At 63.9% G+C, this 23,842-nt stretch carries 23 protein-coding genes; 16 read left to right on the top strand and 7 right to left on the bottom strand.

Features of this window, described 5'->3' with window-relative positions; all coding sequences use genetic code 11:
* Positions 1 to 127: 127 nt before the first annotated feature.
* From IVB18_RS37205 to IVB18_RS37185, 5 genes are all read right to left on the bottom strand, one after another.
* On the bottom strand, positions 128 to 1,900 hold the full coding sequence (locus tag IVB18_RS37205) for a hypothetical protein (protein ID WP_247985232.1): 1,773 nt from the start codon (positions 1,898 to 1,900) through the stop codon (positions 128 to 130).
* A gap of 55 nt (positions 1,901 to 1,955) precedes the next feature.
* Positions 1,956 to 2,147 (bottom strand): hypothetical protein, encoded by a 192-nt coding sequence (locus tag IVB18_RS37200; protein ID WP_247985231.1) that lies wholly within the window; start codon positions 2,145 to 2,147, stop codon positions 1,956 to 1,958.
* Positions 2,148 to 2,424: 277 nt separating this feature from the next.
* Entirely contained in the window at positions 2,425 to 2,751 is a 327-nt protein-coding gene (locus IVB18_RS37195) for a hypothetical protein (RefSeq protein WP_247985230.1), read from the bottom strand.
* 217 nt (positions 2,752 to 2,968) lie between these two features.
* The gene (locus IVB18_RS37190) at positions 2,969 to 3,193 is read right to left on the bottom strand and encodes a hypothetical protein (protein WP_247985229.1); all 225 of its coding nucleotides are present in this window, start codon (positions 3,191 to 3,193) and stop codon (positions 2,969 to 2,971) included.
* Between the two features lie 215 nt (positions 3,194 to 3,408).
* Positions 3,409 to 3,669, bottom strand: a complete 261-nt coding sequence (locus tag IVB18_RS37185; RefSeq protein ID WP_247985228.1) for a hypothetical protein — start codon at positions 3,667 to 3,669, stop codon at positions 3,409 to 3,411.
* A gap of 1,009 nt (positions 3,670 to 4,678) precedes the next feature.
* On the opposite strand from IVB18_RS37185, the gene IVB18_RS37180 reads away from it, so the two are divergent.
* The 5 genes from IVB18_RS37180 (at position 4,679) to IVB18_RS37160 (ending at position 8,640) form a co-directional block, all read left to right on the top strand.
* Positions 4,679 to 5,638 (top strand): N-carbamoyl-D-amino-acid hydrolase, encoded by a 960-nt coding sequence (locus IVB18_RS37180; RefSeq protein ID WP_247985227.1) that lies wholly within the window; start codon positions 4,679 to 4,681, stop codon positions 5,636 to 5,638.
* Positions 5,639 to 5,955: 317 nt separating this feature from the next.
* Positions 5,956 to 6,510, top strand: a complete 555-nt coding sequence (locus tag IVB18_RS37175; RefSeq protein WP_247985226.1) for a TetR/AcrR family transcriptional regulator — start codon at positions 5,956 to 5,958, stop codon at positions 6,508 to 6,510.
* Between the two features lie 51 nt (positions 6,511 to 6,561).
* Positions 6,562 to 7,755 carry an MFS transporter gene (locus tag IVB18_RS37170; protein ID WP_247985225.1) on the top strand — a complete coding sequence of 398 codons (1,194 nt, stop codon included), beginning with the start codon at positions 6,562 to 6,564 and terminating at the stop codon, positions 7,753 to 7,755.
* Between the two features lie 136 nt (positions 7,756 to 7,891).
* The gene (locus tag IVB18_RS37165) at positions 7,892 to 8,311 is read left to right on the top strand and encodes a DUF4118 domain-containing protein (protein WP_247985224.1); all 420 of its coding nucleotides are present in this window, start codon (positions 7,892 to 7,894) and stop codon (positions 8,309 to 8,311) included.
* A gap of 128 nt (positions 8,312 to 8,439) precedes the next feature.
* Positions 8,440 to 8,640, top strand: coding sequence for a hypothetical protein (locus IVB18_RS37160; protein ID WP_247985223.1), 201 nt, complete (start codon positions 8,440 to 8,442; stop codon positions 8,638 to 8,640).
* 249 nt (positions 8,641 to 8,889) lie between these two features.
* Here the strand turns inward: IVB18_RS37160 and IVB18_RS37155 are convergent, their stop codons facing one another.
* Positions 8,890 to 9,861 (bottom strand): LysR family transcriptional regulator, encoded by a 972-nt coding sequence (locus IVB18_RS37155; RefSeq protein WP_247985222.1) that lies wholly within the window; start codon positions 9,859 to 9,861, stop codon positions 8,890 to 8,892.
* A gap of 116 nt (positions 9,862 to 9,977) precedes the next feature.
* Between IVB18_RS37155 and IVB18_RS37150 the strand changes: the two genes are divergently transcribed.
* The 11 genes from IVB18_RS37150 (at position 9,978) to IVB18_RS37100 (ending at position 23,451) form a co-directional block, all read left to right on the top strand.
* A complete protein-coding gene (locus IVB18_RS37150) occupies positions 9,978 to 11,015 on the top strand; it encodes a class 1 fructose-bisphosphatase (protein WP_247985221.1) in 1,038 nt (345 codons plus the stop codon).
* 12 nt (positions 11,016 to 11,027) lie between these two features.
* A complete protein-coding gene (locus tag IVB18_RS37145; RefSeq protein WP_247985220.1) occupies positions 11,028 to 11,903 on the top strand; it encodes a phosphoribulokinase in 876 nt (291 codons plus the stop codon).
* Between the two features lie 15 nt (positions 11,904 to 11,918).
* The gene (gene tkt / locus IVB18_RS37140; protein WP_247985219.1) at positions 11,919 to 13,940 is read left to right on the top strand and encodes a transketolase; all 2,022 of its coding nucleotides are present in this window, start codon (positions 11,919 to 11,921) and stop codon (positions 13,938 to 13,940) included.
* Between the two features lie 14 nt (positions 13,941 to 13,954).
* Positions 13,955 to 15,040 carry a class II fructose-bisphosphate aldolase gene (gene fba / locus IVB18_RS37135; protein WP_247985218.1) on the top strand — a complete coding sequence of 362 codons (1,086 nt, stop codon included), beginning with the start codon at positions 13,955 to 13,957 and terminating at the stop codon, positions 15,038 to 15,040.
* A 33-nt stretch (positions 15,041 to 15,073) separates the two neighbouring features.
* Positions 15,074 to 16,534: a form I ribulose bisphosphate carboxylase large subunit gene (locus IVB18_RS37130; protein WP_247985217.1), complete on the top strand. Its 1,461-nt coding sequence runs from the start codon at positions 15,074 to 15,076 to the stop codon at positions 16,532 to 16,534.
* Between the two features lie 11 nt (positions 16,535 to 16,545).
* Entirely contained in the window at positions 16,546 to 16,953 is a 408-nt protein-coding gene (locus IVB18_RS37125; RefSeq protein ID WP_247985216.1) for a ribulose bisphosphate carboxylase small subunit, read from the top strand.
* 98 nt (positions 16,954 to 17,051) lie between these two features.
* Positions 17,052 to 17,987 (top strand): CbbX protein, encoded by a 936-nt coding sequence (gene cbbX / locus IVB18_RS37120; RefSeq protein ID WP_247985215.1) that lies wholly within the window; start codon positions 17,052 to 17,054, stop codon positions 17,985 to 17,987.
* Positions 17,984 to 18,721, top strand: coding sequence for a ribulose-phosphate 3-epimerase (gene rpe, locus IVB18_RS37115; protein ID WP_247985214.1), 738 nt, complete (start codon positions 17,984 to 17,986; stop codon positions 18,719 to 18,721). The genes cbbX and rpe overlap by 4 nt, the downstream gene beginning before the upstream one ends.
* Before the next feature lie 305 nt (positions 18,722 to 19,026).
* Positions 19,027 to 20,823: an IS1634 family transposase gene (locus IVB18_RS37110; RefSeq protein ID WP_247983193.1), complete on the top strand. Its 1,797-nt coding sequence runs from the start codon at positions 19,027 to 19,029 to the stop codon at positions 20,821 to 20,823.
* Between the two features lie 173 nt (positions 20,824 to 20,996).
* Entirely contained in the window at positions 20,997 to 22,853 is a 1,857-nt protein-coding gene (locus IVB18_RS37105; protein WP_247985213.1) for an EAL domain-containing protein, read from the top strand.
* A 385-nt stretch (positions 22,854 to 23,238) separates the two neighbouring features.
* A complete protein-coding gene (locus IVB18_RS37100; RefSeq protein WP_247985212.1) occupies positions 23,239 to 23,451 on the top strand; it encodes a hypothetical protein in 213 nt (70 codons plus the stop codon).
* Between the two features lie 20 nt (positions 23,452 to 23,471).
* On the opposite strand, the gene IVB18_RS37095 is transcribed toward IVB18_RS37100, so the two are convergent.
* Complete coding sequence (locus IVB18_RS37095; RefSeq protein WP_247985211.1) at positions 23,472 to 23,801, bottom strand: hypothetical protein; 330 nt, start codon at positions 23,799 to 23,801, stop codon at positions 23,472 to 23,474.
* Positions 23,802 to 23,842 lie beyond the last annotated feature (41 nt).

The raw sequence follows: 23,842 nt of genomic DNA, 5'->3' as shown, positions 1-23,842 counted from the left end.
TTGGATCGGGCAGCGGGACTGTCCGCGCGGCATGGCTGATCGGGCTCTCGGCCTCGCCAAACCATGCCGGAAGCCTCCGACAAGCTCGGACGGGCAATCCCGATCCGGCTTGGCGAAGGCGACAGGCTCAGGCGGTCAGAGACTGTGGACGTTGCAGCAAGCTGATTGCGCGCTCGAACCCGTCTACGCCCGCGGCGGCAGCGAGGCGGGGCGAAGTGCCGTCAAGCGCAGGATGCTGCTGATCGAGCCAGACTGGCGCCGCGCCACCCAACCGAGCCTGGGCCGCCGTTTGCAGCGCGCGCACGCGTTCTTTGCTTTCCTCGACCAGCGGATCGTCGCGGAGTGCGGCCGCGGCTTGCGGGATGTACCAGGCAAGTGCGAACCCCACTGCGGCATTGATCAGGGTGGTGAGGATAATTCTGTCCATTGCCGCACCTGCGGTGCCCAGAATGATCTGCCATGTGGCGCAGGCGGCGATGAGCCCGCAGAGCCCCGTGAGGACAGTCTCGGAGCCAAGCTCCCACGCACGAGACGGGCGCTGACCGGCCTCCGCATTGTCAAGGTGAAAGACGTAGAACCCTCCCGTAACCATGGCGAGCAGGGCACTGGGAACCTCAATTCTGAAGCTGTCTTGCGTTGGGGGGCCCTGGGTAAGTCCCCAGACAATGAGAGCAAGATAACCTGCGATGCCGCAAATCACAGCCACCCGGACATAGTTGGCTCCGCTTGCGTGTTGGCGCTGGCCCGAGGTGACAAACCATCGTCCCTTGTCGATCGCGCGTCTGCGCACGAGATCGGCCACGATGATCGCAGTTGCGTACGGCACGAACGTCGCTGCGGCATCCCAGAAAGGCTGCATCACTGTTTGTGGAAAGACGGGCGACGTCGTCCACAGGCCGAGCTGGCCAAGCCCGTCAGCGGCGAGGCCCAGCAAGATGACGCTCATTGCGATAGCCGTCAGACTGACGAGCTGTAAGTCGCCTGTGCCCGGGGGGCGCAGCGTGCGTTTGAGCATGACGCCAAACGGGCGTAGTGCCAGGTCGATATCGTCGTTGGGCTGCGTCTTCAGCCGTACCGCACATCCGAGCAGGATGTAGAGCTTGCGCAAATTATCCACGACGCAGCGGCGAAGCTCTTCGTTCGTGTAATATGGATCGCTTTCCCGCGCGCTCCGATAGTCCGCCACCTGGGCTTCCATGGATTTTTTTTGGCTCTCGATGAGATCCAGATCGCTCCGGTAATCCTGCAAGAGGCTCGCATCGAGGGCGCCGGTGAAGCCTTCCATTCGATAGGATTTCAGGGCGAAGACGAGGCAGCAAAGCCGCGCCCAGTTATGCTCGAGCGTGTGGCGTGATCGCGTGAAGTCTTCAAGCAGGATGCCGCGCATTTCTGGCGATCGAAGCGCCTCTCCCGCGTAGGAGGTGAAATCGAAGTCCGCGGTGGCGATCCGCTCTGCTGTGGCGCGTGCGGCATCCGGAATGTAGGCGCGCTCATGCGCATACTGGCGCATATATGTCTCGATCCGCATGAGGCCCGGGACGTTCGGCAGCGCCCCCATCAGCACGAACGCGAGGGCGAGCGGAACTCCCAAGTAGCTGAGATGCTTCGGGAGCGTGACGCCCAGCTGCTCGAGGTTGTTTGCCCCCAGCAGCGACAGCATCACCAGAATTGTAGCCATCGATCCGAAATAGATCAGGAAGCCGTGCGAATATTCCTCACGCGTTGCCAGTTGACGCGGCAACATCTGATAGATGAAATCACCGCTTCCGGTGACGCTGCGTTCGGCGAATTTGCGCTGGCAGAACACGTAGATGAGCCAAACCGCGAGAGCGAGGGACGCAAAGAAAACCACGCTCATTTGGTCCAGCGGCACTCCAAGCTTCATGGGAAGCGTAGGCATGGCCATTCTCCATCACGCACGCACAACGGTCCGGATAAGTTATCAGTTCGGCCAATTAGTAGCACCTGCCGTTGAAGCAGCGCCCTTGCGCGACCACTATCGGCGCGGGTGGGGGTTGATTGGTTCTCGCCTGATTTGAAGCCGCCGTGTCAGCGGTCTGATTGCTGGCGATGGAACCGCTGGTCTGCGAAACAATGGCGGCCACCACGAGCGTATGCATTAAAAATGCTGCTGATTTCAGAGTCATGGCAATCTCCTCTGGAGATCGGTTGGCGGTTGCTCAGGCCCTCGCTGTCAGATTTTGCTGCCAGGTCGTCCTGCGACCCAGACCCGGCCTGTACCAAACAAGCGGAGCCGCACCTACGCTAGGACTATGTGGAACGTGCAGATGTGAACCAGTTCACATGCAACCGGAGCATGTCTTCACAAGCGTGAGATTGTTTGAGGCTGACAAGCACGGGGTGATGACGAACCCTACGTAAATTTCCAGCGCACCGGCTCGGGATTTTGCGCTGCGAGGCCGATCAGCGCCGCGCCACCAGCACGCCCACCAAAAACGCCACCATCAGCGATGGCAGCGGCGCCTCGCGCACCATGCCGCGAACGATGTCAGGCCAATGCTGGTCCGGGACCAGTTTTGGCGACCTGATTTCAGCCATCGGCGCCATGCCCCAATCCGAGGCGAGTTCGGCGATCTCGTTTGAGGCGAGTCGTGAGCCATCGCGGACGCGGAAGATGGCGGCGTCGGATCGGTCGCGCGGTGCGAGTGCCATCAGCGTCGCGATCGCCGTGCGCAACATCATCTCGCCATAGCCTTGCAGCCTCACCGCCTCCTCGGGGTCGGACGTCATGCAAACCTATCCCTCACAACGCGAAGTGGCGCGCGATGGTGAATGCCGCCGTCGCGCACAGGATCAGCATAGAAACCGCGCCGGCAACGCCGCGCGCGAGATGGGCTCGCGTCAGATGCCTGCTCATGATTCAGCTCCATGCTTCCATGCAAATGGCGGCGGCGGACGTTGGTTCCCCGAGGCCGCTCCGAATCGTCGAGCCCCGACGACTTCCGCACTACTTCCGCAGCAACTCGCTCAATGCCGCCGTCGCCTCGGCGCAGCGGATGTCGTCGATCTCACGCGAGAGGCCGAGCGCACTCGATTTCAGCTCCTCCATTTTCCAGCTTTCAGGATGCTGGTTTTCGAGCTGATTGAGCCGCTTGTTCAGGTCATCCAGTCTGGTTTGAAGCTGCCCGATGCTGGCGGCCCCATTCACTTTCCAAACGCGCTGTGCACGCATCGTAGTTCCCCTGCTAGTCTCACGGCGTTGTGAGCGGGGTTCGTGGCCGCAATGGGAATTTCTTTTGTCAGGCTTCTGACGGAGGGGAACCGTTGCAGATTGGCAACGCGGATCCAGGCGCGTTTGCCGTCGCAGACGATAGAGCTATCGTGCCATCGCCCGGGCTCGCCCGCGGGTATCGTCGCGTTGCGAGCTCGGGCCCGGCACCATTCGCATCAGGCGGCGCGTGGCCACTCGGTCGATCGTTTCTCGAGGCGGTTTTCCAGGATCGTGATGCTCACCTGGATATTGTCGCGCCGAGCCCTCAAGTTCAACGCGAGCATCGGGTAGGCAGGGTTTTTCAGGTCTGAGATGCCGGCCTTCCGCTCTTCCTCCAGAATGTCGGCGTCGAGCATCTGCGTGCGCCAACGCAGATCGGAAATCAGCGCGTGGAGCTGTGTCGGGATAGTCGCTTCGAAACGGGACGTCGGCTGCATGCGATCGCCTCACTATGAGACAGACCCACCGTGGGTCTGAGGGATTGACCGTGGTGCAGCAAGGAGAATGCCAGCGCGCCGGCTGAGTGAGCAGGCCTGCCAGGCCGTTTGGCGTTGCGCGTCGCGGTTCGTCACCTCTGCGCCACCAGCATCGGCTGTGTCGGCCGCGTGTCAATCCCGATGGCTAAGAATATTCCGCTTTACCGAAATTCGGAAATGGCGTATGTGTCTCCTATCCCGGCTCACCAGGAGGGGCGATCGTACGTCGTCACGATATGCGAGCCGGGTTGCGGTGGACGCGGCAGCGTCGGCACGAGAGGTGCGGGCAGGGCGGGTAGTCCCTGTGAGCCCGCGGCCACGTGCGGACGAGCGGCGCTGACGGTTCGTCTCGCCAACATTTTTCCGGCTAATTCGACAACGCCGGAGAACCCTGTGGCGATAGGTGGACTCGCGTACGGCAAAACCGTGTGGTCCTGGCCGTCGTTGCTACGGTCAAGCTCTAGCGGAGGTGTGGAGCGCCCAACCGGGTCAACCACGCCGTCAATTCGCGGGGCGAGGGAGGCCAGAAGGAATTCGGCTCCCGGGAGAGCGCGGCATAAGCCGTCAACCCACTGCGCAGGGAAGGCCGAGTGTTTCGGCTACACCTGTTGACCGCTGTGCAGTTTTTCTGCGTGTGCTTTCGCACAGCGGATGAGTGGGTGCCAGCCGGCACCCGGCCTTCCCTGCGCCCTCTTGGTTCAAGGGCGTGAACGAAACAGCCAAAACTCGGGCGAAATGCGCCGCGAGAATGCGAAGGCGTGTCCCGGGCCTCCACAGCCGATTCAGTGGCAGAGTGGCCTGTGCCCGTGGCGCATCTCGCGATAGGCTCGGCCTCGAAGCGATCCTAGAGCACGATCCGGAAAAGTGCGAAGCGGTTTTCCGAAAAGATCATGCTCAAACAACGACCTAAAGCGCGATGATGATTCATTCTCATCTCATCGCGCTTTAGAACCGAAATAAGGAACGAGGCGTGGCGAGATTTGTGAATGTCGCAGCCGGCCAGCTTGGCCCGGTTGCGAGAGCCGAGACGAGGACCGAGGTCGTGGCGCGGCTGATGGCGCTGATGCGCCAGGCGCGCGCCAACGGCTGCGACCTGATCGTCTATCCCGAGCTGGCGCTGACCACGTTCTTTCCGCGGTGGTACTTCGAGGACCAGGCCGAGATCGACAGTTTTTTCGAGCGCGACATGCCGGGAGCGGAGACGCTGGCCCTGTTCGACCTCGCCCGCGAGATTGGAATCGGCTTCTACCTCGGCTATGCCGAGCTGACGGTCGAGGCCGGCGTCAGCCGCCGCTACAACACGTCCATTCTGGTCGACAAGAGCGGCGTGATCGTCTCGAGATATCGCAAGGTTCATCTGCCCGGCCATGCCGAACCCGAGCCGTGGCGCAAGTTTCAGCATCTGGAAAAGCGCTATTTCGAACCCGGCAGCGGTTTTGATGTGGCCGACGCCTTCGGTGGCGTAGTGGGGATGGCGATCTGCAATGACCGCCGCTGGAGCGAGACCTATCGTGTGATGGGGCTCCAGGGTGTCGAGATGGTGCTGATCGGCTACAACACGCCGGTGCACAACCCGCCCGCGCCTGAGCATGACGACCTCTCGCTGTTCCATAATCATCTGGTCATGCAGGCCGGCGCCTACCAGAACGGCACGTTTGTGGTCGGCGTCGCCAAGGCCGGCATCGAGGAGGGCGTCGACCACATCGGCGGAAGCTGCATCATCGCGCCCTCGGGCGAGATCGTCGCGGCGTGCACGACGAAGGGCGACGAGATCGCGCTGGCCCGCTGCGATCTCGATCTCTGCAATTCCTACAAGCGCACGACGTTCAACTTCGACGTTCATCGTCAGCCCCGGGCCTACGGGCTGATCGTCGAACGGAAGGGACGGACCACCATGGCGGACGGGACGCCGGTGCCGCCCAAGGCGTGATTTGCGCTTGCGCGTTGCGTGGCGACGCCATCTCCCCAACCTCGTCCTGTCGAAAGCCAGGACCCATTACCCCAGGGAGGATTTTGGCGAAGATAAGCCGTGCGGTATTTATACCACCCATAATCGACAGACCTCGCGGTATGGGTCCTGCCTTCGCCAGGACGACACCGAATCCGTGGCTGATCGCGTCGTTCCCAACAATCACAACCACGTGCCTTGATTCGGGAACAATCATTCCCTATTATCCGGCCATGCGAAAAGCCTCCCGCCGATCACAGCCTGCCCCCCGTCCGCTTGGCCGGCCCCGGGAGTTCGACATGAACACCGCCCTCGACAGGGCGGTGCGGGTATTTTGCGAGCGCGGCTATCATGCGACTTCGATCGGCGACCTGACCGCAGCGATGGGGCTTGCCACCGGCAGCATCTACAAGGCGTTTCGCGACAAGCATGCGGTGTTCCTCGCCGCCTTCGAGCGCTACACCGCGATCCGCCAGGCGCAGACCCGCAGCGCCGCGGCGCGCGGCACCAACGGCCGGGAGCGGGTGCGTAACGTGCTGCTCTCCTATGTCGAACATTCCCAGGGCAGCGAAGGGCGACGCGGCTGTCTCGTGGTCGGCAGCGCGGTCGAATTGTCGACGGTCGATTCCGGGATCGCGGCACGCGTCACGGCGCAGCTCAGGACCAATGAAAATTTCATCGCCGGCCTCATTCGCGAGGGGCTGGCCGATGGCTCGATCCCGGACCATGTCGATGCGGACGATACCGCGCGGCTGATGATCTGCATGACGCAGGGCCTGCGCGTCGTCGGCAAGGCGCGGCTGCCGCTCGACGGCGAGCGCCTGATCGGCGTCGCGATGAAGCTGCTGGCCTGATTGTTTTGACCAATTAGGAAATAACCTATTCTCTATATCTGGAGACCGTGAATGACGATGAATGCCACGATCGAGACCGCACCCGAGCCGGATGCGGTGTCGCAGCGACTGACCTTCGTGCTTGCCGCGGCTTGTGGCATGGTCGCCGCCAATATCTACTATGCCCAGCCGCTGATCGGCCCGATCAGCGGCGCGCTCGGCCTGTCGCATGCCGCCGCGGGACTGATCGTGACCATGACGCAGATCGGCTACGGTACTGGGCTGCTCCTGATCGTGCCGCTCGGCGATCTCGTCGAGAACCGCACGCTGATCTGCTCCGTCATCATGCTCGGTGCCGCGGCGTTGCTCGCCGCCGCATTCGCCACCCATGCGCTGCCGTTCCTGATCGCCGCGCTCTTCATCGGCTTCGGCTCGGTCGCGGTCCAGATCATCATTCCCTATGCGGCGCATCTGACGCCGGAGGCCATTCGCGGCCGCGTCGTCGGCAACGTCTCGACCGGATTGATGCTCGGCATCATGCTGGCGCGGCCGGTGTCGAGCTTCGTCACGGCGGCCCTGTCGTGGCATGCGGTGTTCTTCGCCTCCGCCGCGCTCATGATCGTGCTCGCAACGGTGCTCTGGATGACGCTGCCGAAGCGCAAGCCGGTTGCGCGCATGCATTATGGTACGCTGCTGCTGTCGATGCCGTATCTGGTGCGAACCACGCCGCTGCTCCGGCGTCGGGCGCTCTACCAGGCGTGCCTGTTCGGCGCCTTCAGCCTGTTCTGGACGGTAACGCCGCTCCTGCTCGCCAGCGAGTTCGGCTTCTCCCAGCGCGGCATCGCGCTGTTCGCACTGGCCGGCGTTGCAGGCGTGTTTGCGGCTCCGATTGCGGGACGGCTCGCCGATCGCGGCCATAGTCGCGCCGCGACCCTGGTGGCGATGCTGCTCGTGGCCGTGGGCTTCCTGATCACGCATCTCGGCGCGGCCGGATCGGCGCTCAATCTCGCCTGCCTGGTGGCCGCCGCCATCGCCATCGATTTCGGCGTGCAGGGCAACGTCGTGCTGGGCTTCCGCGCCATCTTCGTGCTCGGGCATGAGCACCGCAGCCGACTCAACGGCCTCTACATGGCGACATTCTTCGCGGCCGGCGCCGCCGGCTCCGCGCTCGGCGCCTGGGCATTCGCGCAGGGCGGCTGGACGCTCGCATCGGCGATCGGCCTCGCCTTGCCCGTCGCGGGCCTGCTGTATGCGGCCACGGAGTAGCTCCCGAAGCGGTACGATTGTGCCCTGCGGCCGTTTACCAAGCGCACGACCATGCGATTTGCGCCTCGCGGTTTCAGCGCCGCTGTAGTACTTTGGTCGCAAGCGGGCCTGATCAACAGGCGGCAGGGGGAGGCTTATGGTTCGTGCGGGGCTGTTTGGCGTACCGCGGGTACGGCCATGGTCGTGGCAGGCGTTTGTGCTCGGATTTGCGATCGTGGCAGTGTCGGCCATGGTTCAGGGCATTTGCGTCGTGCTCGGCGCAAAACTGTATTTTGCCACGTTCCTGCCCAGCATTTTCCTGGTGGGGGTTCTCGCAGGTGCGCCGGCCGCGGCGTTCGCCGCACTGCTCACTATCCCAGTGGTGTGGTGGGCGTTCATGCCGCCCTTCTTCGAGTTCAGCCCGTTGACCAGTGCCTATGCGGATTCCATCAAGCTGTTCTTCCTGCTTGCCGTGCTCCTGATCGGCCTTGCCGATCTCTGCCGCGAGACGATGGCGATCATCAGCCGTGGCGGGTTGAGGGCTTCAGGCGAAAGCGCGGCAACGAATTCGCAATAAACGGGCGCGGCGCGTTGCTTCCCTGCAACAGTCCGGCAACCATCCGCCAGCTTCGCCTGCGCCGCTAACTTTTCGAAAAAGATTTGGCCGCAATTTCTCCCCCGGGAATGACGAGGGAGTTTTCGGACATGAACGGCCAGGCCATCTTGGAGAACGTGCGCCGCTATCGCGGGATCGCATCGCTCTATCGCCAGACCGCTGTCTTCCGGCCGAACCAGAGCTGGTCGCTGCTGGAGCAGGCCGGGGAATGGGAAGCGCGGGCGCTGACGGAGCTGGAAGCCTATTTCGCCAGCCGTGCGGATCACGCCGCTGTCCAGCTCGCAGCCTGATCGTTAACCATCACGCAGGGCGCGATCGTCAGATCGGGCGCGGAGCAGAGCTGGTTCCGGCCCGACCCATGGCGACTACGGTGTTGTCCCGGTGCTTGCGTGTGCTAGCAACGTCCCGATCGAGATCTCTTTCACGTCGGCCGGGGGCGAGCGATGACCACTTTCAACCGCATCTTCACGACTGAGCGCCTGCTCCAGATCATCGTCATTCTGGCCGCAACCGTCGCCATGAAGCTGATGGGCTAAAGCCTATCGTTCGCCGAGTTCGGGCAGGTCGGGCAGATAGTTCGATCCCTCCGAGCCCAGAAAATCGAACATCGCCTGCGCGGGCGGCAGCAGCACCTTGTCGCTGCGGCGGATCACGTACCATTGCCGGACGATGGGCAGCCCCGCAACGTCGAGCACGATGAGCCGGCCCTCGGTGAGCTCATGCGCCACGGTGTGGGCCGAGATGAAGGCGATGCCGAGCCCGGCGATCACCGCCTGTTTGATGGTTTCGTTGCTGCTCATCTCCATGCCGATGATCGGCTCGAGATCGGACTTCTGGAACATGCCTTCCATCAGCGTGCGTGTGCCCGATCCCGGCTCGCGGGTGAGGAAGGTTTCGTGCACGAGATCGGTCAGGCTGAGGCCTGAGTCCTTCTCCAGCCAGTGCCCCTTGCGCGCGACGATGACGTGCGGATTACGCCCGAGCTGACGGACGTCGACGCTGACGTCGGCCGGTGGCCGACCCATCACGGCGAAATCGAGGTCGTAGCCGTGCATGGCTTCGCGGATCTCCTCGCGATTGCCGATGGTGAGCTTGATCTCGATCTTCGGATACCGCTTCGAGAATGCCGCGATCGCGTGCGGCACGAAATATTTTGCGGTCGAGACCGCGCCGAGACGCACCGTGCCGCCGGTCCGGCCGGCGAGCAGGTCGAGCGCGCCCTGGCAGTCGGCGATTGCGGCCTCGACGCGCTCGGCGAGCGCCAGCACCTCCTTGCCCGCTTCCGTCAACAGCATGCCGTCGCCGGTCCGCTGCACCAGCGGCAGGCCTGCCAGATCCTGAAGCTGGCGCAGCTGTTGGGTGACGGCCGGCTGCGTCAGCCCGAGGTGGCCGGAGGCCGCCGTGACGCTGCCCTTGGCCGCGAGCGTCGCGAGCGAGCGGAGCTGCCGGATCGTCAGATGCCGAAGCTGTGCCGCCGGATGGGCATTATAAGATAATTCTTTGGCTCTCATTATGAATAGAAATTTTCCTTATTAAGTTCGTCCTGTCAATCTCCCTGTGCTGGACCGACCGCACCGATCTCCGCCGGAGAGAACTGGATGCGGCGCCAGCAAAGGGATGGACGCAGATGACCGGGCAACTCAAGCTGGACGACCACCTTCAACGGTATTCCGAGACCGCATCCCACGCGCTGGCGGTCGCAGCCGCAGTCGACGCCATTGCCGCGGCCGCGATCGAGATCGCCGACCTCATCGGCACCGGAGATCTCGCGGACGCATCGGGCCTGACGACCGGGCGCAATAGCGACGGCGACCTCCAGCGTGACCTCGATGTGCGGGCGGATGCGATCCTGCGCCGCTGCCTCAGCAAGCTGCCGATTGCGGCGCTGGCGTCGGAGGAAATGCGCGAGCCGCAGCTCGGCGACCGCGAGGCAAAGATCTGCATTGCGATCGATCCGCTGGACGGCTCCTCCAACATCGACATCAACATGACCGTCGGCACGATCTTCTCGATCCTGCCGGCGCCGGACGACCTCGCTCTCGCCTTCCACCAGCGCGGCTCGGCACAGCTTGCCGCCGGCTTCGTTACCTACGGTCCGCAGACCTCGCTGGTGCTGACGCTTGGCGACGGCGTCGACATCTTCACCCTCGACCGCAGGTCCGGGTGCTTCCGTCTCGCACGCAGCGCCGTGCAGATTTCCGAGGCCTGCGACGAGTTCGCGATCAACGCCTCCAACCGCCGGCATTGGGAACAGCCGGTGCGTGCCTTCGTCGATGAGTGCCTCGCCGGCGTCGAGGGGCCGGCCAACCACGACTTCAACATGCGCTGGATCGGCTCGCTGGTCGCGGAGACCTACCGCATTCTCACCCGCGGCGGTGTCTTCCTCTATCCGTCCGATGCGCGCCCCGGCTATGGCGACGGCCGCTTGCGCCTCACTTACGAGGCGCACCCGATGGCCTTGATCATGGAGCAGGCCGGCGGCTCCGCCTCGACCGGGCGCGAGCGCATCCTCGACCTCGCGGCGGATAATCTGCACCAGCGCGTGCCCCTGATCATGGGTTCGAGCAATGAGGTGCGGCGCGTCGCGGAACTGCATTGCGATCCGCTGCTGGTCGCAAGCATCTCCGCGCCGCTGTTCGCGCGGCGCGGCTTCTTCCGGCTGTAAGAGAGGTGACGCATGTCTAGGAAACACCCGATCATCTCGATCACAGGCTCCTCCGGCGCGGGCACTACCTCGGTCAAGAAGACCTTCGAGCAGATATTCTTCCGCGAGCGCGTCAATGCCGTCTACATCGAAGGCGACGCGTTCCACCGCTACGATCGCGCCGAGATGCGCTCGCAGATGGCGAGGGAGGCCGAGTGCGGCAACAGGCATTTCAGCCATTTCAGCCCCGAGACCAATCTGTTCGAGGAGCTGGAGCGCGCGTTCCGCGATTATGGCGAGACCGGCGCGGCCGTGACGCGGCATTATGTGCACGATGCCGAGGAAGCCGCGCTACACGGCGCGGCGCCGGGCACATTCACCGAATGGGAGCGGCTGCCCGAAAATTCGGACCTGCTGTTCTATGAGGGCCTGCACGGCGCCGTCGTCACCGAGAAGGTCAATGTCGCGCGCTATGCCGATTTGAAGATCGGCGTCGTGCCCGTCATCAATCTCGAATGGATCCAGAAGCTGCACCGCGACCGCAGTGCGCGCGGTTATTCGACGGAAGCCGTCACTGACACCATCCTGCGGCGGATGCCTGATTACATCCACTACATCTGTCCGCAATTCAGCGAGACGGACATCAATTTCCAGCGCGTGCCGACGGTGGATACGTCCAATCCGTTCATCGCGCGCTGGATCCCGACGCCGGACGAATCGATGGTGGTGATCCGCTTCAAGAACCCGCGCGGCATCGACTTCCCCTATCTGCTTTCGATGCTGCCGCACAGCTTCATGTCGCGCGCGAATTCCATCGTGTGCCCCGGCGCGAAGCTCGACCTGGCGATGCAGCTCATCCTGACGCCGCTGATCATGCAGCTCATCGAGCGCAAGCGAAATCTGAAGTGAACAAGGGAGGATCCGATGAACATCTCTGTCCACGCCGAAGCCGACCTCACGGCGGTCACGCATAGTGATCTCGCCAATGCCGTCCGCTTCCTCGCGGTCGACGCCATCGAGAACTCGCAGTCCGGCCATCCCGGCTTGCCCATGGGCATGGCCGACGTCGCGACCGTGCTGTTCTCGCGATTCCTCAAGTTCGACTCGGCGCATCCGAACTGGCCGGACCGCGACCGTTTTGTCCTCTCGGCTGGCCACGGCTCGATGCTGCTCTATGCGCTGCTCCATCTCACCGGCGGCGATCTCGGCCTCGACGACATCAAGGCGTTCCGGCAGTGGGGCTCGAAGACGCCGGGCCATCCGGAATATGGCCACACACCGGGCGTCGAGACCACGACGGGGCCGCTGGGGCAGGGGATCGCGACCGCGGTCGGCATGGCACTCGCGGAGCGCATGGCCAATGCGCGGCACGGCGACGGTCTCGTCGATCACTTCACCTATGTGATCGCCGGCGATGGCTGCCTGATGGAAGGCCTCAGCCAGGAGGCGATCTCGCTCGCGGGCCATCTGCAATTGTCACGGCTGATCGTGCTGTTCGACGACAACGGCATCTCCATCGACGGGCCGACCTCGCTCGCGACGTCGGACGATCAGCTCGCGCGGTTCGCGGCGTCGGGCTGGTCGGTGCGCCGCGTCGACGGGCATGACGCCGAGGCGATCGCGCAGGCCATTGCCGAGGAGCGTGAAACCACAAGGCCGTCGCTGATCGCGTGCCGCACCATCATCGGCTTTGGTGCGCCGGACCGCCAGGGCACCGAGAAGGCGCATGGCGCTCCGCTCGGCGCCGAGCAGACCGCGGCGGCGCGCCGGACGCTCGGCTGGGACTACCAGCCCTTCGTCGTGCCGATCCCGATCCTGAAGGCTTGGCGGATGATCGGACAGCGCGGGCAGGTGGCCCGCCTTGCATGGCTCGACCGCTATGAGCTTGCGGAGCCGGCGCAGCGTGAGCTTTTCATCGAGGGCAAGGCTGTTGCCCTGCCGGGCGCCTATGCCCAGGCCTCGGCAAAATTGCGCGAGCGCTTTGCCACCGAGCGGCCGAAGCTCGCGACGCGGCAGGCCTCGCAGCAGGTGCTTGACGGCATTGCCGGGACGATCCCCGGCCTGGTCGGCGGCTCCGCGGACCTGACGCACTCGAATCTGACACACGCCAAGGCCCAGCAGCCGGTCACCCACGGCGCATTCGCAGGCGACTATATCCACTATGGCATTCGCGAACACGGCATGGCCGCTGCGATGAACGGCCTCGCGCTGCATGGCGGCTTCATTCCCTACGGCGGCACGTTCCTCGCGTTTTCCGACTACAGCCGGCCGGCGATCCGCCTTGCGGCCTTGATGCGGCTCCGCGTCATCCATGTGATGACCCATGACTCCATTGGCCTCGGCGAAGACGGCCCGACACATCAGCCGGTCGAGCATCTCGCAGCGCTGCGGGTGATTCCGAATCTGCTGGTGTTCCGCCCGGCGGACGCGGTGGAGACGCTGGAAGCCTGGGACTGCGCGCTCGAGGCGGAGGATCGTCCCTCCGTGCTCTGCCTGTCGCGCCAGGCGCTCCCGACATTCCGCAGCGATGCCCGTGGCAGAAACCGCGTGGCGCACGGTGCCTATCTCGTGGTCACGCCGGATGGCGGCCGCGACGTGACGCTGATCGCAACAGGCTCGGAAGTTTCGATCGCGCTGGAAGCCGCCCGCCTGCTCGCGACCGAGCACATCCGCGCGGCCGTTGTCTCCGCGCCGTGTTTCGCGCTGTTCGAGGAGCAGCCGGACGACTACCGCGCCCAGGTGCTCGGCACCGCGCCGCGCATCGGAATTGAGGCGGCTGTGCTCGGCGACTGGTCGCGCTGGATCGGTGCCGATGGTGAGTTCGTCGGCATGCGCGGCTTCGGCGCCTCGGCGCCGGCGCCCGTGCTCTATCACGAATTCGGAATCACATCCCAAAGCATCGCGGATGCCGCCCGGCGGGCAATCGCGCGCGCAGGCAAAAGATAACAGGAGGATATCCCGTGGCACGTATCACCCTTCGGCAATTGCTCGATCACGCAGCTCACCACGGCTACGCGGTGCCGGCGTTCAACATCAACAACATGGAGCAGGGGATTGCCATCATGCAGGCAGCGGCCGAGGTCGATGCGCCCGTGATCATCCAGGCCTCGCGCGGCGCGCGCAGCTACGCCGGCGATCTCATGCTCTCGCATATGATCGATGCGCTGGAGCGCACGTACCCGGATATCCCGCTCTGCATGCACCAGGACCACGGCAATGACGAGGCGACCTGCGCATCCGCCATCGCCCATGGCTTCACTTCAGTGATGATGGACGGCTCGCTGAAGTCGGACGCCAAGACCGCAGCCGACTACGACTACAACGTGGCGATCACCCGCCGCGTCGTCGATCTCGCGCATTGGGTCGGTGCGTCGGTGGAGGGCGAGCTCGGCGTGCTCGGTTCGCTCGAGCATGGCGGCGGTGAGCAGGAGGATGGTCACGGCGTCGAGGGCAAGGTCAGCCACGACCAGTTGCTCACCGATCCCGACCAAGCGGTCGACTTCGTTCGTGCCACCAAGGTCGATGCGCTCGCCATCGCGATGGGCACGTCGCATGGCGCCTACAAGTTCAGCCGCAAACCCGACGGCGACATCCTGGCGATGCGGGTGGTCGAGGAGATCCATCGCCGGCTGCCGAATACGCATCTTGTGATGCACGGCTCGTCCTCGGTGCCGCAGCCGCTCCAGGACATGTTCAACCAGTTCGGCGGCGAGATGCCGCAGACCTGGGGCGTGCCGGTGGAGGAGATCGTCCGCGGCATCAAGAGCGGTGTGCGCAAGGTCAATATAGACACCGACTGCCGGCTGGCGATGACCGCGGTGTTCCGCAAGGTGGCTGCGCAGGCGCGCTCCGAGTTCGACCCGCGGAAATTCTTGAAGCCAGCGATGGATGCGATGCGCGATCTGTGCCGCGAACGGTTCGAGCAATTCGGCACCGCCGGACACGCAAGCAAGATCAAGGTCGTTCCGATGAGCGAGATGGCGCGGCGGTACCGCGCCGGCGAACTCGATCCGCGCATTGACGCCCGCGAGCCCGTCGCGGCCTGAGCCATTCAGAGAGCAGAAGACGAGGAGAAAGTCATGAACGCACATACCGGCACCGTCCGCGGCAAGGAGCGCTATCGCTCGGGCGTCATGGAATACAAGCGCATGGGCTATTGGGAGCCCGACTACGTGCCGAAGGAAACGGATGTCATCGCGCTGTTCCGGGTGACGCCGCAGGATGGCGTTGACCCGATCGAAGCCTCGGCCGCGGTCGCCGGCGAATCCTCGACCGCGACCTGGACGGTGGTTTGGACCGACCGGCTGACCGCGGCGGAGAAATATCGCGCAAAGTGTTATCGCGTCGATCCGGTGCCGGGCTCGCCAGGCCAGTACTTTGCCTACATCGCTTACGATCTCGACCTGTTCGAATCCGGCTCGATCGCCAACCTGTCAGCCTCGATCATCGGCAACGTGTTCGGCTTCAAGCCGCTGAAGGCGCTGCGGCTGGAAGACATGCGGCTGCCGGTGGCTTACGTGAAGACGTTTCAGGGGCCCGCGACCGGAATCGTGGTCGAGCGCGAGCGGCTCAACAAGTTCGGCCGGCCGCTGCTGGGAGCGACCATCAAGCCCAAGCTCGGCCTCTCGGGCCGCAACTACGGCCGTGTCGTCTACGAAGCGCTCAAAGGCGGGCTCGACTTCACCAAGGACGACGAGAACATCAACTCGCAGCCCTTCATGCATTGGCGCGACCGCTTCCTCTATTGCATGGAGGGCGTCAACCGCGCGCAGGCGGCCTCCGGCGAGACGAAGGGTACCTATCTCAACATCACCGGCGCCACCATGGAGGACATGTATGAGCGCGCGGAGTTCGCCAAGGAGCTCGGCTCGGTCGTCGTGATGATCGATCTCGTGATCGGCTACACCGCGATCCAGTCGATGGCGAAATGGGCGCGCCGCAATGACATGATCCTGCATCTGCACCGCGCCGGTCACTCGACCTATACGCGGCAGAAGAACCACGGCGTGTCGTTCCGCGTCATTGCCAAATGGATGCGGCTCGCCGGTGTCGACCACATCCACGCCGGCACGGTGGTCGGCAAGCTCGAAGGCGATCCCAACACCACGCGCGGCTACTACGACGTCTGCCGCGAGGACTTCAATCCGATGATGCTCGAGCACGGCCTGTTCTTCGACCAGTCCTGGGCGAGCCTGAACAAGATGATGCCGGTCGCCTCGGGCGGTATCCACGCTGGCCAGATGCACCAGTTGCTCGACCTGTTGGGGGAGGACGTCGTGCTGCAATTCGGCGGGGGCACCATCGGCCATCCCATGGGGATCGCGGCCGGTGCGATTGCAAACCGCGTGGCGCTGGAAGCGATGATCCTCGCCCGCAACGAAGGCCGCGACTACGTCCATGAAGGGCCCGAGATCCTGGCGAAGGCGGCCGAGACCTGCACGCCGCTCAAGGCCGCGCTCGAGGTCTGGAAGGATGTCAGCTTCAACTATCAATCCACCGACACGCCGGACTTCGTGCCGACCGCGTTGGAAACCGTTTGAGGAGACATGAGATGAAGCTGACGCAAGGGTGTTTTTCCTTCCTGCCCGACCTCACTGACGAACAGATCACCAAGCAGGTGCAGTACTGCCTGGCCAATGGCTGGGCGGTGAACATCGAGTTCACCGACGATCCGCATCCCCGCAACACCTATTGGGAGATGTGGGGCCTGCCGATGTTCGATCTCCAGGACGCCGCCGGCGTGATGATGGAGCTCGCCGAGTGCCGCCGGGTGTACGGCGACCGCTACATCCGCATCAGCGGCTTCGACTCCAGTCCTGGCTGGGAATCGGTGCGGATCTCCTTCCTGGTCAACCGGCCGCTGCAGGAGGCCGAGTTCGAACTGGTGCGACAGGAGATTGGCGGGCGTGCAATCCGGTACACCACTGTACGAAAGCCGGCCGCGCACGTCTCGCAATAACCATTCTTCTCCGCGCGGAGCACTCCCTGCTCCGTATCCTTGGCGGACCACTGCTTCGCCGCTCCCCCGCGGCGAAGCTCTTTTTCTTCGAGGAGCCGATGCTCGATGTTCCCCACGCGACAACTACCGAAGGTGGCGAAACCACGTTCGATCTTCGCAAGGAAGCCGAAGCGGTCGGGATTACCGATACGCTGCAACAACTCGAGCAGGAGCTGATCGGGCTCAAGCCGGTTAAGAACCGCGTGCGTCAGATCGCTTCGCTTTTGCTGATCGAGCGCATCCGGCAGCGCGCGGGACTGGCCTCCGCGCCGCCGACGCTGCACATGTCGTTCACCGGCAATCCCGGCACCGGCAAGACCACCGTGGCGCTGCGCATGGCGAAAATCCTGCACGGCCTCGGCTTCGTGCGGCGCGGGCAGGTGATCTCGGTGACGCGCGACGATCTCGTCGGCCAGTATATCGGCCACACCGCGCCGAAAACCAAGGAGATCCTCAAGAAGGCGATGGGCGGCGTGCTTTTCATCGACGAGGCCTATTACCTGCACCGGCCCGACAATGAGCGCGACTACGGCCAGGAGGCGATCGAGATCTTGCTTCAGGTCATGGAGAACCAGCGCGAGGACCTGGTCGTGATCCTTGCCGGCTATGGCGAACGGATGACGAGATTCTTCGCCTCTAATCCCGGCTTCCGATCGCGCATCGCGCACCACATCGACTTTCCCGACTATGCGGAAGCCGAGCTTCTCGTCATCGCCGAGCTGATGCTCAGGGAGCGCGGCTACCGCTTCTCGGCGGCGGCGCGCGAGGCCTTCGAAAAATACATCGCGCTGCGCCGGACCCAGCCGCTCTTCTCCAACGCGCGCTCGATCCGCAACGCGGTCGACCGCATCCGGTTGCGGCAGGCCGATCGCCTCGTCTCCGATCTCGACCGCATGCTTGACATCGCCGAGCTCGAAACGATCGATCCGGCCGACGTCCTGGCGAGCCGCGTCTTCAGCGACGGTTCCGCGGCGGGGAGGAGTGCCAAGCCATGAGCAGAGAGATCCTTATTGCGCCGTCGATCCTGGCGGCAAACTTCGCCAGGCTCGGCGAGGAGATCGCGGCGATCGACGCGGCCGGCGCCGACTGGATCCATTGCGACGTCATGGACGGGCATTTCGTGCCGAACATCAGTTTTGGCGCTGACATCATCAAGGCGATCCGGCCGCTGACGAAGCGGATCTTCGACGTCCATCTCATGATTGCGCCGGTCGATCCTTACATTGAGGCGTTCGCGAAGGCTGGCGCCGACGTCGTCACAGTGCATGCCGAAGCCGGTGTCCATCTCGACCGCTCGCTACAGGCCATCCGCGGGCTCGGCAAGAAGGCCGGTGTCAGCCTGTGCCCGGCAACGCCGGAACAAGCGATTGAATATGTGCTCGACCGGATCGATCTCGTGCTGGTGATGACGGTCAATCCAGGCTTTGGCGGTCAGTCCTTCCTCGAATCCCAGCTCGAGAAGATCAGGCGCATTCGAGGCATGATCGGCGACCGGCCGATCCGGCTCGAGGCTGATGGCGGCATCACGCGCGACAATGCCGCCGCCGTCGCCGCCGCGGGCGCCGATACGCTGGTGGCGGGTTCCGCCGTGTTTCGCGGCAACAGCGGCGCCGACTATGCCAGCAACATCGCAGCCATTCGCATCGCCGCCGAGGCTGGCCGGGTTCCGAAGCTGCAAGATATTTCCGTGCAGCCGATGCGGGCCGGAGAGGACGCGCTCGTCCGGTAGACTACGGGAGCCGTGCACCGCAGTGTCGGTTGTACCAAGGCATGCCACCTTCCTCCGGATTCTACGGAAGTTGGCGCACAAGGCGATGGGATTCCTTCAGGCCGGGGTAACCAACGGGTCTGAGGCGAAAGTTCGATTAACCCGACTTCGCGGATTCGCGCTCGAAATCGCGGATTTTGAGATTTTTTGCTCGGCTAAGTGATTGATTTGCAAGGAGCGAGGTCGTCGGATTCGGCCGAAAATGGCTGTAGTGAAGACCTACCCGATTCCCAAGGGCGGGATGATGCGGATAGATTCTGCGCGTCATGTTCCTGCGACGCACCGAGCGAAAGAAGAACGGCAAGGCGCACCATTACTGGAACGTCGTCGAGAGCAAGCGGCTCGACGACGGACGCGTGGTACAGCGGCATGTGCTGTATCTCGGCGAGATCAACTCTTCGCAGGCGGCGGCCTGGCGCAAGGCGATCGAGGTGTTCGACGAGGATGCCGGCCGCCCGCGGACACTGGCGCTATTCCCGGAGGATCGATGCGATGCGGTCGCAGGCGATGCGTCTGTCGTTCAGCTTCGCCTGTCCGAGATGCAGCTTCGTCGCCCACGCCAATGGGGCGCGTGCTGGCTGGCCGGGCAGTTGTGGCAGGAACTTCAGCTTGATCGGTTCTGGGCCGATCGGTTGCCCCCGAGCCGCAAGAAGACGAGGTGGGATCAAATCCTGCAAGTGCTCGCGACCTATCGGCTGATCGCGCCGGGCAGCGAATGGCGGCTACATCGGCAATGGTTCGGCAACAGCGCGATGGCCGATCTCTTGGGGACTGACTTCGGCCTGGCTGAAGAGCACAAGCTCTATGCCTGCCATGACCTGTTGCTCGAGCATAAGGAGGCGCTGTTCTCGCATCTGGTCGGGCGTTGGCGCGATCTGTTCAACGCCGACTTCGACGTGCTGCTGTACGATCTGACCAGCACCTACTTCGAGGTCAACGCCTCGGACTTGCCGCAAGGCAGCAAGCGCCGCCACGGCTACAGCCGCGACAAGCGGCCGGACTGCCCGCAAGTCGTGATCGCGCTGGTGGTGACGCCGGACGGCTTGCCGCTGGCTTACGAGGTGCTGCCCGGCAACACCGCCGACAGCAAGACGCTGCGGATGTTCCTGGGCAAGATCGAACTGCAATATGGCAAGGCGCGGCGGGTCTGGGTGATGGATCGCGGCGTGCCGACCGAGGCGGTGCTGGCCGAGATGCGCAACAGCGATCCGCCGGTGCAGTATCTGGTGGGAACGCCGAAGGGACGCCTGAACCGGCTGGAGAAGCACCTGCTGCAAAAGCCATGGCAGGAGGCGCGGGAGGGCGTGAAGGTGAAGCTGTTGGCCGAGGACGGCGAGCTTTATGTCTTCGCGCAAAGCGCCGATCGGGTCACCAAGGAACGCGCGATGCGGCGGCGGCAGTTGAAGTGGCTGTGGAGGCGGCTCCGGCAAATCGACGCGATGGAGGTCACGCGCGAAGAGCTGCTGATGAAACTCGGCGGCGCGCGTTCGAAGGCGCCGGCCGCCTGGCGTCTGGTTGATATCGAGATCGACAAGGAGCGCCCGAGCTTCACCTTCGCGCTCAATCGCAAGAAGCTGCGAACGACACGGCGGCGCGAAGGCCGCTACCTGCTGCGCACCAATCTCAGCGACAACGATCCCGCCCAACTATGGCAATACTACACCCAGCTCGTCGCCGTCGAAGAGGCCTTCCGCAATCTCAAAGGCGACCTGGCGATCCGTCCGGTCTTCCATCAGGACGAGAAGCGGATCGAAGCCCACATCTTCATCGCCTTCCTGGCCTACTGCATGCAGATCACGCTGACCCGTCGCCTTCATGCGCTGGCGCCCGGGCTGACCGCGCGCAGCGCGCTCGAAAAGTTCGCCGCCGTCCAGATGATCGACGTCCATCTGCCGACCACCGACGGGCGCGAGATCCTGCTCACTCGCTATACCCACCCAGAACCCGAACTGCAGCTCTTGATCGACCGGCTGAAACTCCGCCTGCCACCGCAGCCGCCGCCCAGGATCACCACAGCCGCCGTCACCCAAGCCAACCGCCGTAGTGAAGACCTTTTGACATAAGCCTTTGATTTACAACGACCGGGTATCTTCAAAACCCGCCAATCCGCGAAGACGGGTTAACGCTCGCGCAATGCTATGCGTCTCAATCTGCGGTTTACGAACGCGAGAGAGCGCGGGGATGCGGATCGAGGACCTTTGCGGGCATGAGCCTGCGCGCGGCGAGGAGCGGTAGCATGAGCATGCATCGTTTGTTCGCCGAGCAGCTTCGCTGCGCTACCGACGCCGACGGCCAAGTCGATCTCGCCAGGCTGGGCGAACTCGTCAGTGCGGCCTACGAGGCAAGCGACCGCGATCGCCGGCGCATGACCGACGCGCGCGCTCAGACGCATGATCAGGTGGAAGAGGATCTGCTCCGGACCCGCGAGTTCCTCGACACCATCGTCGAGAACATCCCGATCGCCGTCTTCGCAAAATGCGCGAAGGATTCCCGCTACATTCTGCTCAACCGCGCCGGCGAGGACTATTACGGCCTGCCACGCCAACAGATGTTGGGCAGGACGGCCGAGGAGATTTTTCCGGCGGACGTCGCCCGCATGGTCAACGAGCAGGACCGCAGGATCGTCGCCAGCGGCATGCCGATGTTCCTCGAGGAGCATCTGATCGAAGTCGGCGTCAAGGGCCGCGACCGCGTGATCAATTCGCGCAAGATGCTAATCACGGACGGCGCCGGCGACCCGCAATATCTGGTCGGTGTGATCGAGGACGTCACCGAGCGCGTCACGACCCTGGAACGGATCGGCCATCTTGCGCATCACGATGCCTTGACCGATCTGCCGAACCGCAGCGCTTTCAACGCGGCGCTGAGCGAGCGGCTGGAGCGTGCGCAGGAAGCGTTGACGAGTTTTGCGGTGCTGAGCCTCGATCTCGACCGCTTCAAGGAAGTCAACGACGTGTTCGGCCATCCCGTCGGCGACATGCTGATGCGGGCGGCGGCCGTCCGTCTCGCCGCGGAGGCGGACGGCGCCTTCGTCGCCCGCATCGGCGGCGACGAGTTCATGATTCTGATGCCGGACGAGGTCTGCCGCGAAGAGGCGCTGGCGCTTGCCGAACGCCTGGTCGAAGTGATCGGCAACGAGCTCGAGGTAGACGACTATCTCTCCCATGTCGGCTTGAGCGTCGGCATCGCGGTCTATCCGGATGACGGCGTGGACGCGGCCACGCTGCTCGCGAATGCCGATTCTGCGCTCTATCGTGCCAAGCGCGAAGGCAGGGGCAGGGTTCGCTTCTTCGAATCCGAGATGGACCTGGAGCTGCGCGACCGCAGGCTGTTGCAGCACGACCTGCGGCAGGCGCTCGAGCAGAACCAGCTCCTCGTCTACTTCCAGCCGCAAGCGCGGATGGACGGCGAGGTCATCGGCTTCGAGGCGCTGCTGCGCTGGAATCATCCGACGCGGGGTTTCGTGCCGCCCGACCAGTTCATTCCACTCGCCGAGGAGAACGGGCTGATCATCGAGATCGGCGAATGGGTGTTGCGCGAGGCGTGTCGCGAGGCGGCGTCCTGGCCGCGGCCGTTGCAGGTTGCAGTCAACCTGTCGCCGGTCCAGTTCCTGGCCGGCGACCTCGAACGTTCGATCCACCAGATCCTGCTGGAGACGGGACTTGCGCCCACGCGGCTCGAGGTCGAGATCACCGAGGGCGTGCTGATCGGCGATTTCACCCGCGCGCTCAATCTGCTGCGGCGGCTGAAGGCGCTCGGCATCCGGATCGCGATGGACGATTTCGGCACCGGCTATTCTTCGCTGTCATATCTCCAGTCGTTCCCGTTCGACAAGATCAAGATCGACCGCAGCTTCATCTCCAACCTGGAGGCAACACCGCAATCGGCCGAGATCGTCCGCGCGGTCCTGAGCCTCGCGCATGCCTTGAAGATTCCGGTCGTCGCGGAAGGGGTGGAGACCGAAGCGCAGCGCGATTTCTTGGCCCGCGAGGCCTGTGAGGAGATGCAGGGCTATCTCGTCGGCCGTCCCGAACTGATCGAGCGTTATCTCGATCTGATCGGTGTGGGCGTCGAACGCCGCTTTTACGCCTAGCCCGCCACCAGAAACGAAATGAGCCGCCGGTTCCATGCCCGCGCGGCTCCAAAGTCGCAGGCTCGCTGATGGCGTAGCCCCGGTGTACCGCCGTTACCTTGTTTGCGGCCATACGCCAAAATTTATACGAGCGATAGCGGCGTCCGGCTGTGCTTTGCCTCACACATGCCGCAACTTTGTGGCTCGGTCCGCATTGAGCTGTCGGCTGCCGAGAGCAAACCGCCGAACATTTGTAAAGTTTGCGCCAAAGCAAAGCAGCCGCGTTGCAGCGCAGGTTAACGTTCCCAGGACCTACCGGCTTTGCGCAGAAAATATTTCGCAGAAGTGCAATGTCCCTGACGCAAACCGGAGGAATAAGCCGGATGTGACCGAGAGGGAGATTCTCATGGAGAACGTACGTCGCTACCGGGCGCTGGCGTCCCTCTGTCGTCAGCAGGCGGCCTACCGGCCGCTTCAGAGCTGGCAACTCCTTGGCCAGGCCGAACATTTTGAGCATCTCGCCGAGATTGCGCTGACGGCGCATTTCGACGTGTGCAATGCGCAGCGCGAAGAGGACGCCATCGCGGCGACGGCGTGGGAAACCCCGGTCGCGGCGTGAGGCGCTAGTCTCGTACGCGATCAAAGCGGGCCGCGGCTCTCGGCGCTTTCGAGTTCACCCATGAGCCCCTTGTTCTCGTAGCGCGCCAGCGAGAGAGCGCCGGCAAAGGACGGAACCGGCGCGCCGACCGCGGCGCGGGCGCAGAGGTCGCCCGCCGCGCAAGCCGACAGCGTGCCATAGCCGGACAGTGCAGCTGTCAGGAATACGCCCGGTGTCTTCGCAGCCCCGATCAGCGGCCAGTTCTCCTTCGTCATCGGATAGGAGCCGCCGTAGTGCACCCGGTCGCGGGGCAGAGCGCCCAGACAGGTTCGCTCGGCGCCGCATTGAAGGCCCAGCCAAGCTTGCTCCATTGGTCGTGAATTCACAAAGCCCGTCCCGCCCAAGAACGTGA

Origin of the sequence: Bradyrhizobium sp. 186 (genome assembly GCF_023101685.1) — a bacterium.
GTDB lineage: Bacteria > Pseudomonadota > Alphaproteobacteria > Rhizobiales > Xanthobacteraceae > Bradyrhizobium.
Note: the sequence above shows the minus strand (reverse complement) of the source record. Positions and strands in the feature narration are given on the sequence as shown.